A 16,070-nucleotide genomic window follows, 5' to 3' on the forward strand; every position below is an offset into this window, starting at 1 on the left:
GCGAGCCGCTGGACGTTCCCAGGGCAAGCCGGAGGTCCACCCGAACGCAAGAGGGCCTGCCGAGAGTGAGTGACGTCAACCCCCCTGTTCCCGGACCGGACAAAGCGAGGTTCATGATGGCCAGCAAGAAGACCGCGGAGCTGTTGCTGAAGCGTCTGCACGAATACGGTGTCGACCATGTCTTCGGTGTCGTCGGCCGGGAGGCCGAGGCCATCCTCTTCGACGAGGTGGACGGCCTCGAATTCGTCCTGACCCGGCACGAGTTCACCGCCGGCGTGATGGCCGACGTCCTCGCCCGCCTCACCAACCGCCCGCAGGCCTGCTTCGCCACCCTCGGCCCCGGCATGACCAACCTGTCGACCGGCGTGGCCACCTCCGCCCTGGACCGCAGCTCGGTCATCGCGCTCGCGGCCCAGTCCGAGTCGCACGACTGCTTCCCCAACGTCACCCACCAGTGCGTGGACAGCGTCGCCGTGATGAAACCGCTGACCAAGTTCAGCGCCCAGCTGGAACGCTCCGCCGACATCACCTCCCTCGTCGACTCCGCCGTCCTCAACAGCGTGTCCGAGCCCGTCGGCCCGAGCTTCATCAGCCTGCCCATCGACCTGCTCTCCGCCGACGTACCCGAGTCGGAGATCCAGGACACCCCGCCGCTGGCCGCCGGCAAGAAGGTCACCGTCGACCCGGCCTGGACCGGGAGCCTGCCGGAGATCGCCGCGAAGATCTCCGCCGCCCGCCACCCCGTCCTCGTCGTCGGCAGCGCCGTCATCCGCGCCGGCGGCGTCGAGCCCCTGCGCGCCTTCGCCGAGCGGCTGCGGCTGCCCGTCGTCACCACCTACACCGCCAAGGGCGTGCTGCCCTCCGACCACCCCCTCAACTACGGCGCGATCAGCGGCTACATGGACGGCATCCTGTCCTTCCCCGCCCTCGACCACATCTTCGGCCCCGTCGACCTCATCGTCGCCCTCGGCTACGACTACGCCGAGGACCTGCGGCCCTCCATGTGGAAGCGCGGCGAGACCAAGGAGGTCGTGCGGGTCGCCGCCAGCGTCAACCCGATCCCGTCCGTCTTCCGCCCCGAGATCGACGTCGTCGCCGACCCGCGCGAAGTCATCGAGGCCCTCGACAAGGCCACCGCCGACCTCGCCCCGAAGACCCCGCACGACATCGAGCCGCTGCGCGCCCGCGTCGCCGAATTCCTCGCCGACAGCGAGGAGTACACCGACGGCATGCGCGTCCACCAGGTCATCGACTGCATGAACTCCGTCCTCGAGAACGGCACGTTCGTCAGCGACATCGGCTTCTTCCGCCACTACGGCGTCCTGTTCGCCAAGTCCGACCAGCCCTACGGATTCCTCACCTCCGCCGGCTGCTCCAGCTTCGGCTACGGACTGCCCGCCGCGATGGCCGCCCAGATCGCCCGCCCCGACCAGCCCGTCTTCCTCATCGCAGGCGACGGCGGCTTCCACTCCAACAGCGCAGACCTGGAGACGGCCGTCCGCCTCGGACTGCCGCTCGTCATGGTCGTCGTCAACAACGACCGCAACGGCCTCATCGAGCTCTACCAGAACAAGGGCCACCAGCGCTCCCACGCGCCCGCCGTCGCCTTCAAGAGCGTCGACTTCGTCCAGCTCGCCGAGGCCAACGGCTGCGAGGCCGTCCGCGCCAACGACCGGGAATCGCTGGTGGAGGCGCTGCGCAAGGGCGTCGAACTGGGCCGGCCGTTCCTCATCGAGGTGCCCGTGGCCTACGACTTCCAGTCCGGCGGCTTCGAGGCACTGGACATCTGAGCCATGATCGGACCGAGCCTCGTCGTGGGCTTCCGGGCACGTGTGTCGTGGTCACCGCGCCGCGCCGAACCGGACACCCCGCGCTTCGCGACCCAGGGCCACGCCACCGCCGTCTCGGCGGCCAGCGCCGGCCGCCACCTCGAAGGGACCGCCGTCAGCCTCGGCGCCCCCGACACCCTCGTCAGCGACGACGGCGTCCACCTCCTGCTCGCCGGCGAGATCTACAACCGCGAGGACATCGCCCGCGCCCTCGGCGACACCACCGTCCTGCACGCGAGCGACGCGGCGCTGGTGCTGGCCTCCTGGCAGCACTGGGGCATCGCCGCCTTCCGCATCCTGAGCGGCCGCTTCGCCGCCGTCCTCCTCGACACCGGCGGCCGGATCGTCGTCGCCACCGACCACGCCGGGTCCGTCCCGCTGTGGCTGCGCGCCGACGGCTACGGCGTCGACGTCACCACCGAGGCCAAGACCCTCGCCGGGCTCCCCGGCAGCCCGGTCGACATCGGCGGTGCACAGCGGCTGGTCGGCGCCGCCGGTGTGCACCGGGTGCCGGCCGGGACCGCGCTCATCCTGGAGACCGTCCAGGGCGAGGTGCGCACCGTCAGCCAGGTCCGCACCTGGACGCCCCCGCTGTCCCGGGACGCCGTCGACGAGGAGACGGCCGTCGCCCAGGTCCGCACGCTGCTCGAACAGGCGGTGCGCACCCGGCTCAAGGACGATCCGCAGCCGACCGTCGTGCTCTCCGGCGGCATCGACTCCAGCGGCGTCGCCGCCCACGCCAGTGCCCACAGCGGCCTCGTGCACTCCGTCTCCATGGGCACCGAGACCTCCGACGAGTTCGCCCCCGCCAAGGTCGTCGCGGGCCATCTCGGCACCGACCACTCCGAGATCACCATCCACAGCTCCGACCTGGTGCGGGAACTGCCCTGGGCGGTGTGGGCCGCGGAGATCGCCGACCACACCATCCTGGAGTACCTCCTCCCGCTCGTCGCCCTCTACCGCAGGCTGCCGCCCGGACCCCGGCGCGTCCTGACCGGGTACGGCGCCGACATCCCGCTCGGCGGCATGCACCGGCGCACCGAACGGCTCGACTTCCTCGACGCCGTCATCGCCCACGACATGGCCACCTTCGACGGTCTCAACGAGATGTCCCCGGTCGTCTCCGGCGTCGCCGGCATCTGGTCCACCCACCCCTACTGGGACCGCGACCTCCTCGACCGGCTCGTCTCCCTCGACCCCGGCCTCAAGCGCCGCTACGGGCGCGACAAATGGGTCCTGCGCGAGTCCCTCAACCGGATGCTGCCCGCCGAGACCCTGTCGCGGCCCAAGCTCGGCATCCACGAGGGCTCCGGCACCTCCAGCTCCTGGACCGCGCGCCTGCTGGAGGCGGGCATCCCCGCCGAGCGGGCCGAGGAGAGCAAGGCGGCGATGGCGCAGCGGATGCACGAACTGATCGTGCTGCGCACCCGGCACCCCGACGAGATCTCCTTCGACGAGGTGCTGGCGGACACGGAGAAGGGGCGGACGCGATGAACACACCCGCCGACGGCAGCGACTTCGCGACCTCCGGCAAGACCCAGCTCAGCAGCGGCTCCTCGCCCCGCTACGCCCAGCTCGCCACCTTCATGCGGCTCCAGCACGACCCGAGCCCCGTCGGCCGGGACGTCGTCGTCATCGGCGCCCCCTACGACGGCGGCACCAGCTACCGCCCCGGCGCCCGCTTCGCACCGCGCGCCATCCGGCACGAGTCCTGCCTGATCCACGGCACCGGCATCGACCGCGGGCCCAACGTCTTCGACCTGATCGACGTCGTCGACGGCGGCGACATCGACCTGAGCCCGTTCTCCCAGGACCTCGCCATCCGGACCGCGACCGACGCCCTCACCGGCCTGCTCGCCGACAACGACGCCTTCCTGATGCTGGGCGGCGACCACTCGCTGTCGCTGGCCGCGATGAGAGCCGTCCACGCCCGCCACGGCAAACTCGCCGTCCTGCACCTCGACGCCCACAGCGACACCAACCCGCCCGTCTACGGCGGCACCTTCCACCACGGCACCCCGTTCCGCTGGGCCATCGAGGAGGGGCTGGTCGAGCCGGACCACATGGTCCAGCTCGGCATCCGCGGCCACAACCCGCGCCCCGACTCCCTCGACTACGCCCGCGGCCACGGCGTGCGCGTCATCACCGCGCACGAGGTCTTCACCCGCCCGCTCGCCGAGATCGCCGCCGAGATCCGCGCGGTCGCGGGCGACCTGCCGCTGTACGTGTCGGTCGACATCGACGTCACCGACCCCGCGTACGCCCCCGGCACCGGCACCCCGGCCCCCGGCGGGCTCTCCTCGCGGGAGGTCCTCGCGCTGCTCCAGGTCGTGGGCGACCTCAACCCGGTCGGCGCCGACATCGTCGAGGTGCTGCCCACCCACGACCCGGCCGGCATCACCTCGCTGCTCGCCGCCGAGATCGGCGCCGAACTCCTCTTCCAGTACGCGCGCGGCACCGGGCGGGCCCAGGCGACGGCGCCTGCCCCGCCCCGGCCGCGCACCACGCACCGAGGCACGTCGAAAGGAACCGAGATGACCATCACGCAACCCGAGATCGTGCGGTGCGAGGACGACGCGGGCCGTCTCCTCGCCCTGCGCGAACGACTGCCCCGGGTGCCGCGCCTCGATCTCAGCGACTTCTTCGCCACCGCCGGCGATCTGTCGCGCGAGCTGCCGGACCATCTGCGCGCCGCCCTGCGGGAGTTCAGGGCCGTCGGCAACGAGGCCGGCTACCTGCTGCTGACCGGGCTCCCGGTCGGCGACGACGAACTCCCCGAGACCCCCACCTCCACGCCCGCCCCGACCGAGCGGCCCCTGCTGTCCATGGAGGCGTGGCTCACCCTCGTCGGCATGGAACTCGGCCTGCCCACCGGCTACCGGGAACTGCGCTCGGGCACCATCCTCCAGGACGTCTACCCCTCGCCGGGCGCGCACTACCTGTCCTCGGAGACCTCCGAGACGCTGCTGGAGTTCCACACCGAGATGGCGTACCACAAGAAGCAGCCGCACTACGTGATGCTGGCCTGCTCCCGCGCCGACCACGAGGGCAAGGCCGCCACGCTCGTCGGCTCCGTCCGCAAGGCCCTCGCCCGCCTCGACGACGCCACCCGCAAGGAGCTGTACCGCAAGCCCATGCGCTGCCACGTCGACATGGCCTTCCGCCCCGCCGCCGGCGCCGACCCGCTGTACGAGGTCTCCGTCCTCGACGGCCACCGCGACGACCCGCTGCTCGCCTACGACCGTGAGCTGCTCGACCCGGTGGACCTGCCCGCCAAGCAGGCCCTGGCCGCGCTCTCCGACGCCCTCGACGACGTCACCGAGCCCGTCCACCTGAAGCCCGGCAGCCTCCTCATCGTCGACAACTACCGCACCACACACGCCCGTACGCCGTTCACCCCCCGCTGGGACGGCAAGGACCGCTGGCTGCACCGCATGTACATCCGCGTCCCCGAGCGCATGACCGACACCGCCGCCCAGGCGGGCGAGGTCGTCGACTTCATCGGGCGCTGAGCCGCACCTGAATCCGGCGGGGCCGGCCATCCGGGCCGGTCCCGCCGGAGTACGATCACCGCGAGCTTCAGAGAGGACCGCGATGACCACGTTGTTCTTACCGCAAGGGTTCCGTACGCACACCGGGCGCGCAGGCATCCGTGACGACCGCGACGACTTCATGGTCGTCGCCTCCGACGTGCCGGCCGCCCTGAGCGCCGTCTTCACCCGCTCCCGGTTCGCCGGGCCCAGCGTCGTCCTCAGCCGTGCGGCCGCCGCCTCGAAGACGGGCCGCGGCGTCATCGCGCTGTCGGGCAACGCCAACGTCGCCACCGGGGAGGGCGGGCTCGCCGACGCGCGCGAGGTCAGGGCGAGCGTCGCCCGGACCCTCGGGGTCACCGACGACGACCTGCTCATCACCTCCACCGGACTCATCGGCCAGCGCTACCCCATGCCGGCCGTCCGCGAGCACCTGGCGACCCTTCAAGCACCTTTCCAGGACGCCGGCTTCGAGGCCGCCGCCAAGGCCTTCATGACCACCGACACCCGCCACAAGATCCGCTCCGCCCGCTGCGGCGACGCGCGCCTCGTGGGCATCGCCAAGGGCGTCGGCATGATGGAGCCGAACATGGCGACCCTGCTGACGTTCTTCTTCACCGACGCCCGGCTCGACCCCGAGGTCCTGGACGCCGTGTTCCGCCGCGTCATGGACCGCACCTTCAACGCGCTCAGCATCGACACCGACACCTCCACCAGCGACTCCGCCGCGATCCTCGCCAACGGACTCGCCGGGGACGTCGACGCCGAGGAGTTCGAGAAGGAGCTGTACGCCGTCGCCCTCGGCCTGGTCAAGGACATCGCCCGCGACGGCGAGGGCGCGACCAAGCTCATCGAGGTCGCCGTCACCGGCGCCCGCGACACCGCCCAGGCCCGCCGGGTCGGCAAGACGGTCGTCAACTCGCCGCTGGTGAAGACGGCCGTGCACGGCGCCGACCCCAACTGGGGCCGGGTCGCCATGGCCGTCGGCAAGTGCGAGGAGGACACCGACATCGCCCCGGAGCAGGTCACCATCGGCTTCGGCGACGTCGACGTCTACCCCGAACTCCCCGACGCCCAGCGCCTGGCGGAGGTCGCCGAGCACCTCAAGGGCGACGACGTCCTCATCAAGGTCGGCCTCGGCACCGGCGACGCGGCCTTCCACGTGTACGGCTGCGATCTGACCGAGGGGTACGTCCGGCTCAACGCCGACTACTCGACGTGAGCCGCCGGCCCTGAGCCCCGCGACCCGCGGGGCCCCGGGGCCGGGCCGCACCCGACACGTGTCACCACCTGCCGTACGTCACACCGTCACGCGGCGTACGGCAGGGCCCGCCACGGCAGCAGGTGCGGCGGCAGCGAGTTGAGGTACACGACCTCGCCGGTCTGCGCCACGAGCCGCCGCAGCCGGCGCAGATAGGCGTGCGCCTCCCTCGGGCGGCCCGAGACCCGCTCCGCGTCCGACACCAGCGCGAGCCCCAGCGTCACCAGCCGCGTCCCCGCCAGCTCCGCCCGCGCCAGCGACGCGCGCGCCACCGCGAAGTCCGCCGGACCCGCCTGGCCCAGCCGGGCGTTCGCCCACACCAGCACGGCGTCGATCAGCCACTGCCAGCGCGGCGTCCACCGCCTGCGCACCGGCTCCGCCGCCGCGATCGCGTCGCGCCGGGCGCCCCGGGGATCGTCCTCCAGGACCCGCAGCACGGCCTCCACGGTGTGCGTGAGACTCGTCGTCCACGGCACCCCCTCCCGCCACGAGGCCACCCCCCGGATGTCCTCCATGCCGCGCCACGCCTCCGCGGGGCGCCCTTGAAGCCACTCGATCATCACCTTCCGCAGCCGCACCCCGAGATACATCGCCCACGAGGTCACCCCCTCGTGCGGCACCTGCTCCGCGAGCGCGAGACCCGCGTCGGCCGAGGCCCGTGCGGAACCCAGCTCGCCGCGCGCGTAGTGCACCCCGCACCATCCGAAGTGCGCCACGAACTCCAGATACGGGTCCTTCTCCTGCCGGGCCAGCCCCAGCAGCAGCGACGCCGTCGCCTGCGCCGCCGACAGGTCCGCGTGCGCGATCTGGTCGGAGAGCCGGCTCGGCAGGATCGCCGCCGTCTGCGGCAGCCCCAGATAACGGCCCAGCTGACGCACCAGGTCCCGCAGCGCGTCCCGGGAGCGCGGCGCCGGGTCCTGCACCACGTGCAGCAGGTCCAGGCGGCGGCTCTGCACGTCCAGTTCGGCCTGCGCGTACCGCTGGTCCCCGTCCGGGGTGCGCAGCATGTCCGCCAGCAGATCCAGCCAGCCGAGCCCCACGTCGTACAGACCGAGCCGGACCGACTTCTCCACCTCCTCGATCACCGGGCGCAGCACCTGCGCGGGCGGCGCGGACCGCAGTGCCGCGCGGGCGTGGGCGCCGACCGAGTCGCGTACGTCGGCCGGGTGCGCGCCGTCCAGCAGCGCCGGCACCGCGCGCCGGTGCAGCTCGCCGCGCTCCGCGTGCGCCAGCGTGCGGCGCACCGTGTCCCGCAGCAGCGGATGCACGAACTCGAGATGCCGTTCCCCGGACGCGGCCGGCGTCAGCAGCCCCCCGCGGACCGCCTGCTGGATCGCCGAACCCGTCCCGACGTCGAGACCGTCGCCCACGACCCGGCCCAGCACCGGCGCCGTGCAGTCCTCCCCGAGCACCGTGCACGCCCGCAGCACGTCGTTCACCGGCTCCGGAAGCATCGTCAGCCGCTCCAGGACCACCTCCTCCAGCGTGTCCGGCAGCAGACTGTCCAGCGCCGCCGCCGACATGTCCGGCGTCAGCTGCTTCAGCAGCTCGACCAGGAAGTACGGGTTGCCCTGCGTCCGCCGGTACAGCGTGTCGGCGACCGCGTCGGACAGCGGCCGGCCCGTCGCCCGCGCGAACTGTCTGCTCTCCTCGGGGGTCAGCCCGTCGAGGATGATCTCGTCGGACACCGGCAGCTCCCGCAGCGCCGCCAGCAGCGCCCGCATGTCCGGGTCGGTGCCGGCCCGGAAGGTGCGCGAGGTGACCACCAGCAGCAGCCGGGAGTCGGCCAGTTGACTGGCGAGGAAGCGCAGCAGCCGCAGCGAGGCGACGTCCGCCCAGTGCAGATCCTCCACGACCAGCACCAGCGGCCGGCGGCCCAGCGCCAGCAGTGCGCGGGCCACCGCCTCCTGCACCCCGAAGTCGTCGGCCACCGGCGCCGGGCCGCCCGGGGCCGCCGCACGGTCCCAGCCCGGCAGCAGCCCCGCGAGCGTCGCCAGCACATCGGCCGGCAGCGCCCGCACCGTCTGCGGCCAGCGCTCGTCGGCCGCCCGCAGCACCTGCTTCCACGGCCAGTGCGTCGGCAGCGCGTCCGCCTTCGGACAGTTCACGGTCAGCACGTCCACCTCGCGCTCGGCGAGATCGCGGCGCAGCTCCCGCAGCAGCGTCGTCTTGCCGACCCCGCTCTCCCCCAGCAGGCTCACCACCCCGCCCCGGCCCGCGCAGGCCCGGTCGACGGCCGCCCGCAGCACCGAAAGCTCCCGCCGCCGCCCCATGAACGGCATGCCCCGCGCCGGCGTCCGCTCCCGCTCCACCGCGGGGCCCGCCGCCGGCGCCGGACGCTGCACCGGCACCACCGGCTCCGGCGCAGGCGCGTGCACCGGGGCCAGCGAGGGCGCCTGGCGCAGGATCTCCTCGTGCGTACGCCGCAGTTCGGGACCGACGTCGACGCCGAGCTCGGTGGACAGATAGCGCCGGGTGCGGTCGAAGACCTGGAGCGCGTCCGCCTGCCGGCCGCCCCGGTACTGCGCCTGCATCAGCAGCCGCACCAGCCGCTCGCGCGTCGGATGGTGGGCCGCCTCGCGCTCCAGGTCGTGCAGGATCTCGCCGCTGCGGCCCAGCCGGAGCGCGGCCTCGGCCCGCCCCTCCACGGCCGAGAGCCGCAACTGGCTGAGCCGGCCCGCCTCCTGGCAGGCGAAGTCGTACTCGGACAGATCCTCGAAGGGCGGCGCCGTCCACTCGCGTAACGACGCCGACAGCAGCCCGAACGCGAGTGCCGGGTCACCGTGCCGCTCGGCCGCGAGACCACGGGCGACCAGCCGCTCGAAACGCACGGCGTCGATGTTCTCCGGGGCCACGTCCAGGACGTAGCCGTGACTGCGGTACTGCAAGGTCAGCTCCGAGCCGTCGGCGAGCGGCCGGTGCACGATGAGCTTGCGCAGCCGGGACACGTACGACTGGAGGGTGGTCACCGCGTGGTCGGGGAGGTCGCTGCCCCACAGGCCTTCGAGGATGGTCGGGATCGAGACCACCGTGCCGGCGCGCATCACGAGCAGCGCGAGGACCGCGCGGCGGCGGGGCGGGCCCATCTCCAGGGGCTGGCCGGCGAACTGGATGGTCGTCTTGCCGAAGACGCGGACGGGCGCCTCCGGGCGGGACAGGGCGGCCGGCTCCTCCTGCTGCGCAGGAACGGTCGGGGCCGGTGCGATACGTACGGACATGCTGTTTCTCCTGCGGCTTCCGGTGCGGGAGAACACCGGTCGGGGGTGTGCGTGGAGGTCAGCGTGCGGGGGTGGCGCGAAGGACGTCGGAGAGAAAGAGGGGACGGTAGGGGACAGGGAGGGGGGAGGGAGGTCGGCCGGGCCGGCGGACAACTGCTTCGAGAGGGCGCCGCCGGCCGGTCGAGCGGGCTTCGCCACGGCCCTTTGCACGAACGGACCTTGGAGACTCTGTCTTTCGGGGGGTGCTTTCAAACGGTTCCCAGTGGTTTCACGGGCGGGCGCTCGATGCGGGGCGGAGGTGTCAGGGGCGGCCGGCACCCACCGGAGTGCGCTCCATCAGGCGTGACAGGGCGCTGGAGACGAACGCGCGGTCCTCGGCGCTCGCCCCTGAGCCCGCCAGATGCCCCCACGCGCCCGGTATCACGCTCAGCGCCGACCGCGGGATCAGCCGGGCCGCCGCCGCCTCGTCCTCGGGCGGGAAGCACTGGTCGCGCAGCCCCGGCAGCAGCACGGTGTCCGCCTGCACCGCCTCCAGCGCCGCCCGCGCGTCCCCGTACCCGCGGGTCGCGCCGACGTCGGAGCGCTCCCATGTACCGATCATCACCAGCAGGTCGTCGACGTCGCGGCTGGTGAAGAACGCGTCCCAGAAGTCCCGGAGATAGCCGTCCCGGTCGGCGAAGCCCAGCTCCCGGTGCAGCTCCCGCGCCCAGAACTCGTGCGAGGCCGCCCACCCGGCGAAGACCCGCGCCGCCGCCCGCAGCCGCCGCTCGGCGGGCCCGCCGGAGCGCAGCGCCGAACCCAGCGCCGACAGGAACACCCGGGTCGCCCCACTCGTCGTCGCCGCCCCGCAGACCGGCGCCAGCCGCGCCACCATGTCCGGATACGACACCGCCCACTGGTAGGAGTGCATCGCCCCCATCGACCACCCCGTCACCAGCGCCAGCTCGCTCGCCCCCAACTCCTCGGTGACCAGCTGATGCTGGGCGACGACGTTGTCACGCGAGGAGATCGCGGGAAAGTCCGTGCCGCTTCGGTGATTGCTCGGCGAGCTGGAGCACCCGTTGCCGAACAGACCGGGCACGACCACGCAGTAGCGGTCGGTGTCCAGCGGCCGTCCGCTGCCGATCAGCCAGTCGTAGCCCGTGTGGTCGCCGCCGAAGAAGGTCGGGCACAGGACGAGGTTGCGCCGGTCGGACGCGAGCCGGCCGTGCAGGGCGTACACGATCCGCGCGTCCCGCAGGACCTCGCCGCTCTCCAGGGGCAGATCGCCCAGACGGTAGGTGGCCAGTGACATGAGGGTCTCCCAGGGCAGTTCCGGACACAGAGGGATGGAAGGGATATCAGCTGGTCGGTGGGGGTTCGGGGGGACCGGGCGTACGCGAGGTGTCACAGTGCGTGGAGACATCGTGACAGGGGCGTTTGCCCGCCGCTTGACGGCCGGTTGAACGCCGCTTGATCGACTCCCCGTCCCCGCAGGTCAGGAAAGTCCACAGAGCCGCAACAGGGCCGTGGTGCCGGCCGCCGCGAGCACGATGACGGCGAACGACGTCCGGCGCAGCGCCAGCACCAGCCCGACGGCGACCCCGGCGGGCCGCGCCCACCCCGCGAAGGCCACCCCCTCGAACACCGCCCCCGTCACACACAGCGCGGTCAGCGGCACGGCCGCCATGACCGGCAGCAGCCGTACGACGGTCTCGGGCAGCGTCAGCCGGTGGTGCAGCAGCGGACCGGCCAGCCGGGCGAGGTAGGTGCCGAGGGCCAGGACGGCGACGGCGAGAGTCATCGTCAGCATCGGGGGGCCTCCTCGCCGGCGGGAGAGTCGGGGGTCGGGGAGGGTGCGGATATCGGTGCGGATATCGGCGCGGATGCGGGGTCGCGGCCGGGGCCGGGTAGGGGGTCGGGTCGCGGTGGCCGGCGTCTCGCCGCCGGCAGGGCCAGCGCCAGGGCCAGCAGGGACAGCATCAAGGGGATGCCGGCCGGGAGCAGCGGGGTGGTCAGCAGGGCGAGCGCGGAGCCGGCCAACGCCGCGTCCCGCGTCGCCCTTTCGCGCAGTGAGGGCAGGACGAGGGCGAGCAGGCCGGCCGGGAACGCCGTGTCCAGACCGAACGCGTTCGGGTCGCCGATGCTGTTGCCGAGCAGCACCCCGAGCGCCGTACCGCCGTCCCACGCGAAGGTCAGCGCGATCCCGCAGGCCCAGAAGGCGCGTCTGCGGGCGGCGCCCTCCGGGCGGCTCAGCGCGAACGCCACCGACTCGTCGCTGATCAGCTGGCTGCCCGCGATCCGTGCCCACCACGTGTCGCCCAGGGTGTCGCGCAGGGCGAGGCCGAACGGCAGATGGCGGGCGTTCAGCAGCAGTCCGCCGACCACCGCCGCCACCGGGTTGCCCGCCGCCAGCAGCCCGACGGACAGGAACTGGGCGCCGCCGGCGTGGATGAACACCGACATGGCGATCGCCAGCCAGCCCGGCACACCGGAGGCCACCGCGATCGCGCCGAAGGAGACACCGATGACGGCAGCGGCGACGCTGAGCGCGCCGAGGGCCGACCACATCTCACGGTCAGGGGGGTGCTGTTTCACGTGGAACCGTCCAGAGGGTGGTCGGGCCGGGGGAGGGAGTCGGGCGAAGGCGGTCCTGGGGCTGTCTCGAAGGGGGCTGTTTCTTGAAGGGGGCTCAGGGCTCTTTGGCGGGCCGTCTCTTGAGCCGCGGCTCAGGGTGTCTCGGTGCGCAGGAAGTCCTCCAGTCGCTTCAGGCCCTGCTCCAGCGTCTCGGGGTCGCGTACGAACGTCGTGCGGATCCACTCGCCGCCCACGGCCGGGTCGGCGAAGAACGCGGTGCCCGGTGCGACCAGCACCCCCGCCCGCTCCAGCAGCCGGGCCGCGAACACGTCCGCCGGCAGCGGCGTGACCTTCCCGATCCGCGCGAACACGAACCAGCCGCCCTCCGGCGGGAACACGTCGAACCCGGCCGCCGTCATCCGCGCGGTCATCGTGTCCCGGGTCGCCCGGAAGTCCGCCGCCCCGGAGTTGCCGGTGCTGACGGCGGCGGCGCCGGCCTGGAGCGGGGCCGCGGCGCAGACCGTCGTCCGCTCCACCACCCGCCGCAGCCCCGCGGTCAGTTCGGGGGAGGCCACGCAGTAGCCGAGGCGCCAGCCGGACATCTGGAGGGACTTGGAGAAGCTGCCCACCGCCACGAAGTGGCCGCGCGCGCCCGGCAGGTCCAGCGGCGAGGCCATCTCGCAGCGGCCGTACACGAACCCGTCGTACACCTCGTCCGTCACACACACCAGGCCGTGCGCCACGCACAGCTCCATCAGCGCGGCCAGCTCGGCGGCCGAGAAGACGCGGCCGGTGGGGTTGTGCGGGGTGTTGAGCAGGATCACCCGGGTCCGCGGACCGATCGCGGCGCGTACGGCGTCCAGGTCGAGCCGCCACGTGCCGGGCGTCAGCGGCAGCGGCCTCGGCACCGCGCCGACCAGCCGGACCGTGCTCGGGTACGACTCGAACCAGGGCTCGGGGACGAGGACTTCGTCGCCGGGGTCGGTGCAGGCCAGCAGCGCGGCCAGCACCCCCTCGGTGGCGCCGCTGGTGACGGTGACCTCGTGCTCGGGGTCCACGACCGCCGCCCGCTCGCGCAGCAGCCGTTCGGCGACCGCCGCCCGCAGCCGGGGGTCGCCCGCGCCGGGGGCGTACTGGTTGCGGCCCGAGCGCATCGCCTCGGCCGCCGCGGTGAGGACGGCGTCGGGCGGATTGCCCAGCGGCACCCCGCTCGCCAGGTCGACCGCGCCCCGCTCCCGCGCGGTCGCCGCCAGCCGGGCCAGGGACATCGGGGCCAGCGAGGCGGCCCGTTGGGACAGCAGCGTCTTCCTGAGGCTCATGGACACCCACGGTCACCTGCGCCGCTTGAGCCCGGCCGGACAGCCGGTATGCCGCGCCCGCCGCCGCCTTGTCCCTTGGTGCACGCGGCGCCACAGCGGGATCGTCCAGCGGGCCGCCAAGGCGGCGGCGTGAGGATGAGGCTCCCGTGGCGGTCATGAGGGCCGTCGGAGCCGGCCTCGCACCGGACGGAGTCTTGACTTGAGGAGATGAGCAGTGAAGCCGACTGACGCCGACCACCTGATCCGCAACACGAAAGTCGTCCAGCAGGTCGACCCGCTGTTCGACGCCGAGTCCGTCTCGCCGCTGAGCCGCGACTCCCTGCTGCGGCTCGCCGCCGGCACCCTCGGCGCGGTCCGGGTGCCCGCCATGCTCACCCCGCAGGCCTGCGAACAGATCACCGCGCAGCTCGACGGCACCGAGTTCAGCACCTACGACGAGCGCCGCATCTGGCCGCCGATCGCCAAGTTCGGACCGGCCGTCTACGACTACTACCTCGACGGCGAACTGCGCCCGGAGTACTGGCACGACGCCCGCAAGGCCGAGGAGCAGTGGGCGCGCGCCATGGGCGCCGACGATCCGATGGACACGCTGGTCGCGCAGATAGCGGCCGCCTGGGACGGCCCGGTCACCCGGGCCACCGTCGGCGGGCAGCGCCTGTTCGCGGGGATGGTGCGCGAGCTGAAGGGCGACCCGCGGATGCACTTCGACGAGGTCGTACGGGAGTTCCCCGGCGTCTTCGACCACACCCCGGTCGCCCAGCTCGGGTTCAACTGCTACATCAGCCTGCCGGAGGACGGCGGGGAGCTCAACGTCTTCCGGCGCCGCTGGCGGCCCGTCGACGACGAGGACCGCATCGGCTTCGGCTGGTCCCAGACCATCGTCGCGCGCGAACCGGGCCTCACCCTGACCCCGGAGCTGGGGGAGGGGATCTTCTTCGACACCCGCAACTACCACTTCATCACCCCCAGCACACAGGGACGGCGGCTGACGATCGCGTTCTTCGTGGGCGTGACGGCGGACAACCGCCTGATCATCTGGGCGTGACACACGTCGGGGCCGTGCCGGGAACGTTCGGCACGGCCTTGCGGGGCTTGTGGGGGAGTCCGGGGGCCGGGGCCGGGGGGCCTCGCGGCGGTGGGGAGGTGTCACCCGGGCCGGTGGGACGGAGCGGCAGCGTCGGCGCCCGTCCTCGGCAGGGGGTCAGGCCTGGTCGGTGAGCCAGCCCCGCGCGACCGCCCGGGCGCCGGCCTGGAAACGGCTGCGGGCGCCGAGCTTGTCCATCAGATCGGCGGCGATGCGGCGCGCGGTGCGCGGGGAGACACCGAGCCGCTTGGCCACGGTCTCGTCGGTGTGCCCCTGCGCCAGCAGCCGCAGCACCTCCAGCTCCTGCGGGGTGGCGGGGTCGGCCGTGGGGGCCGGGGGACGGGCGCCCAGCGGGGCGGCCTGGTCCCACACCGCGTCGAAGAGGGCGCACAGCGCGGCCACCGGACCCGGGCAGGTGACGACGAGGGCGCCGGCGCTACTGTCCTCGCCGTCCAGGGGGATCAGCGCCGTCGTACGGTCCGCGACCGCCAGCCGGACCGGCAGGCTCAGGGCGGTGCGGACCTGGCCGCCCGACTCCGCCAGCCAGTGCGCGTAGGAGAGGGTCGCCGGGTTGCAGCGGATGCTGTCGAGATAGACCGTGCGCATCCGCACCCCGCGCCGCAGCAGCGACTCGTCCTGCGGCCGGGCCACCGCCATGCCCGCCGCACTCTGCGCCCCGCCCGGCGCGAAGGCCAGGTACTCGGTGGTGACGCTCCCCGACAGCAGCCGGATCCGGTCACGGACCTCCTCCACACCGCTCAGCCGCTCGATGCCCTTCAGCTCATGTAAGCGCGCGGCGGAGAATTCCTCGGTCAGCCGCAGCGCGGTCAGGCGTATCCGCTCCACCCGCCGCTGCTCCTTCGCTATCCGCGCCTGCTGCTGCGCGATCAGGGCCTCTATACCGATAGCGGGATTCACCGCCTGAAGCACCAGCGGCTCGCTCGACATCTCCCGGATGAGGGCGAGTTCACTGAGCCGGTCGAGACTTTCGGCCAGTTCCCGCTCGCTCATTCCCAGTCGGCCGCGCAACTCGGCGAAACCGGCCTGCGGCTGGCCGAGGAGGGTGCGGTAGACGTGTGTACAGGTCTCGTCGAGACCGAGAACCTCCAGCATATGCGGTCCCTTCCACGGGTATTCGTGACAGCGGAAAAATTCTCTGGAATGTTCAACCAACGCCCATAGCCTAACCGTGACCGTTGGGTATGCCACCTACCTCGGGGGCTGATTTCAGACACTCTTACGGTCCGATGCATACTCCGGCCAGTAGGAAACC

11 protein-coding genes and 1 pseudogene are annotated in these 16,070 nt (G+C 72.8%); 6 read left to right on the forward strand and 6 right to left on the reverse strand.

Translation table 11 applies throughout. The features are described 5' to 3' along the window. The first annotated feature begins 113 nt into the window (after positions 1 to 113). The 5 genes and pseudogenes from ACYUD3_RS21910 to argJ all read left to right on the forward strand — a co-directional run bounded on the left by ACYUD3_RS21910 (position 114) and on the right by argJ (position 6,581). Positions 114 to 1,790, forward strand: coding sequence for a thiamine pyrophosphate-binding protein (locus ACYUD3_RS21910; RefSeq protein WP_470972387.1), 1,677 nt, complete (start codon positions 114 to 116; stop codon positions 1,788 to 1,790). A gap of 3 nt (positions 1,791 to 1,793) precedes the next feature. Then, positions 1,794 to 3,323, forward strand: coding sequence for an asparagine synthase-related protein (locus ACYUD3_RS21915; protein WP_470972388.1), 1,530 nt, complete (start codon positions 1,794 to 1,796; stop codon positions 3,321 to 3,323). Continuing rightward, positions 3,320 to 4,282, forward strand: a pseudogene (gene speB, locus ACYUD3_RS21920) (agmatinase); the annotation flags it as partial. The gene ACYUD3_RS21915 and the pseudogene speB, both read left to right, overlap by 4 nt. Before the next feature lie 81 nt (positions 4,283 to 4,363). Continuing rightward, positions 4,364 to 5,341 carry a clavaminate synthase Cs1 gene (gene cs1 / locus ACYUD3_RS21925; protein ID WP_470972532.1) on the forward strand — a complete coding sequence of 326 codons (978 nt, stop codon included), beginning with the start codon at positions 4,364 to 4,366 and terminating at the stop codon, positions 5,339 to 5,341. Between the two features lie 82 nt (positions 5,342 to 5,423). After that, complete coding sequence (gene argJ / locus ACYUD3_RS21930) at positions 5,424 to 6,581, forward strand: bifunctional glutamate N-acetyltransferase/amino-acid acetyltransferase ArgJ (protein WP_470972390.1); 1,158 nt, start codon at positions 5,424 to 5,426, stop codon at positions 6,579 to 6,581. Positions 6,582 to 6,667: 86 nt separating this feature from the next. On the opposite strand, the gene ACYUD3_RS21935 is transcribed toward argJ, so the two are convergent. The 5 genes from ACYUD3_RS21935 to ACYUD3_RS21955 all read right to left on the reverse strand — a co-directional run bounded on the left by ACYUD3_RS21935 (position 6,668) and on the right by ACYUD3_RS21955 (position 13,713). Beyond that, positions 6,668 to 9,838 (reverse strand): BTAD domain-containing putative transcriptional regulator, encoded by a 3,171-nt coding sequence (locus ACYUD3_RS21935; protein ID WP_470972392.1) that lies wholly within the window; start codon positions 9,836 to 9,838, stop codon positions 6,668 to 6,670. Between the two features lie 301 nt (positions 9,839 to 10,139). Continuing rightward, positions 10,140 to 11,132 carry an alpha/beta fold hydrolase gene (locus ACYUD3_RS21940; protein WP_470972394.1) on the reverse strand — a complete coding sequence of 331 codons (993 nt, stop codon included), beginning with the start codon at positions 11,130 to 11,132 and terminating at the stop codon, positions 10,140 to 10,142. Between the two features lie 183 nt (positions 11,133 to 11,315). Then, on the reverse strand, positions 11,316 to 11,630 hold the full coding sequence (locus ACYUD3_RS21945; protein ID WP_470972396.1) for an AzlD domain-containing protein: 315 nt from the start codon (positions 11,628 to 11,630) through the stop codon (positions 11,316 to 11,318). After that, positions 11,624 to 12,415 carry an AzlC family ABC transporter permease gene (locus tag ACYUD3_RS21950; protein WP_470972398.1) on the reverse strand — a complete coding sequence of 264 codons (792 nt, stop codon included), beginning with the start codon at positions 12,413 to 12,415 and terminating at the stop codon, positions 11,624 to 11,626. The genes ACYUD3_RS21945 and ACYUD3_RS21950 overlap by 7 nt, the downstream gene beginning before the upstream one ends. A 131-nt stretch (positions 12,416 to 12,546) precedes the next feature. Beyond that, on the reverse strand, positions 12,547 to 13,713 hold the full coding sequence (locus tag ACYUD3_RS21955; RefSeq protein WP_470972400.1) for a pyridoxal phosphate-dependent aminotransferase: 1,167 nt from the start codon (positions 13,711 to 13,713) through the stop codon (positions 12,547 to 12,549). 214 nt (positions 13,714 to 13,927) lie between these two features. Between ACYUD3_RS21955 and ACYUD3_RS21960 the strand changes: the two genes are divergently transcribed. Further along, on the forward strand, positions 13,928 to 14,758 hold the full coding sequence (locus ACYUD3_RS21960; protein ID WP_470972402.1) for a 2OG-Fe(II)-dependent halogenase WelO5 family protein: 831 nt from the start codon (positions 13,928 to 13,930) through the stop codon (positions 14,756 to 14,758). A gap of 156 nt (positions 14,759 to 14,914) precedes the next feature. Here ACYUD3_RS21960 and ACYUD3_RS21965 read toward each other — a convergent pair whose 3' ends face one another. Beyond that, entirely contained in the window at positions 14,915 to 15,910 is a 996-nt protein-coding gene (locus tag ACYUD3_RS21965) for a LuxR C-terminal-related transcriptional regulator (RefSeq protein ID WP_470972404.1), read from the reverse strand. Positions 15,911 to 16,070: the final 160 nt, after the last annotated feature.

The organism is Streptomyces sp. AMJ-169 (assembly GCF_055597585.1).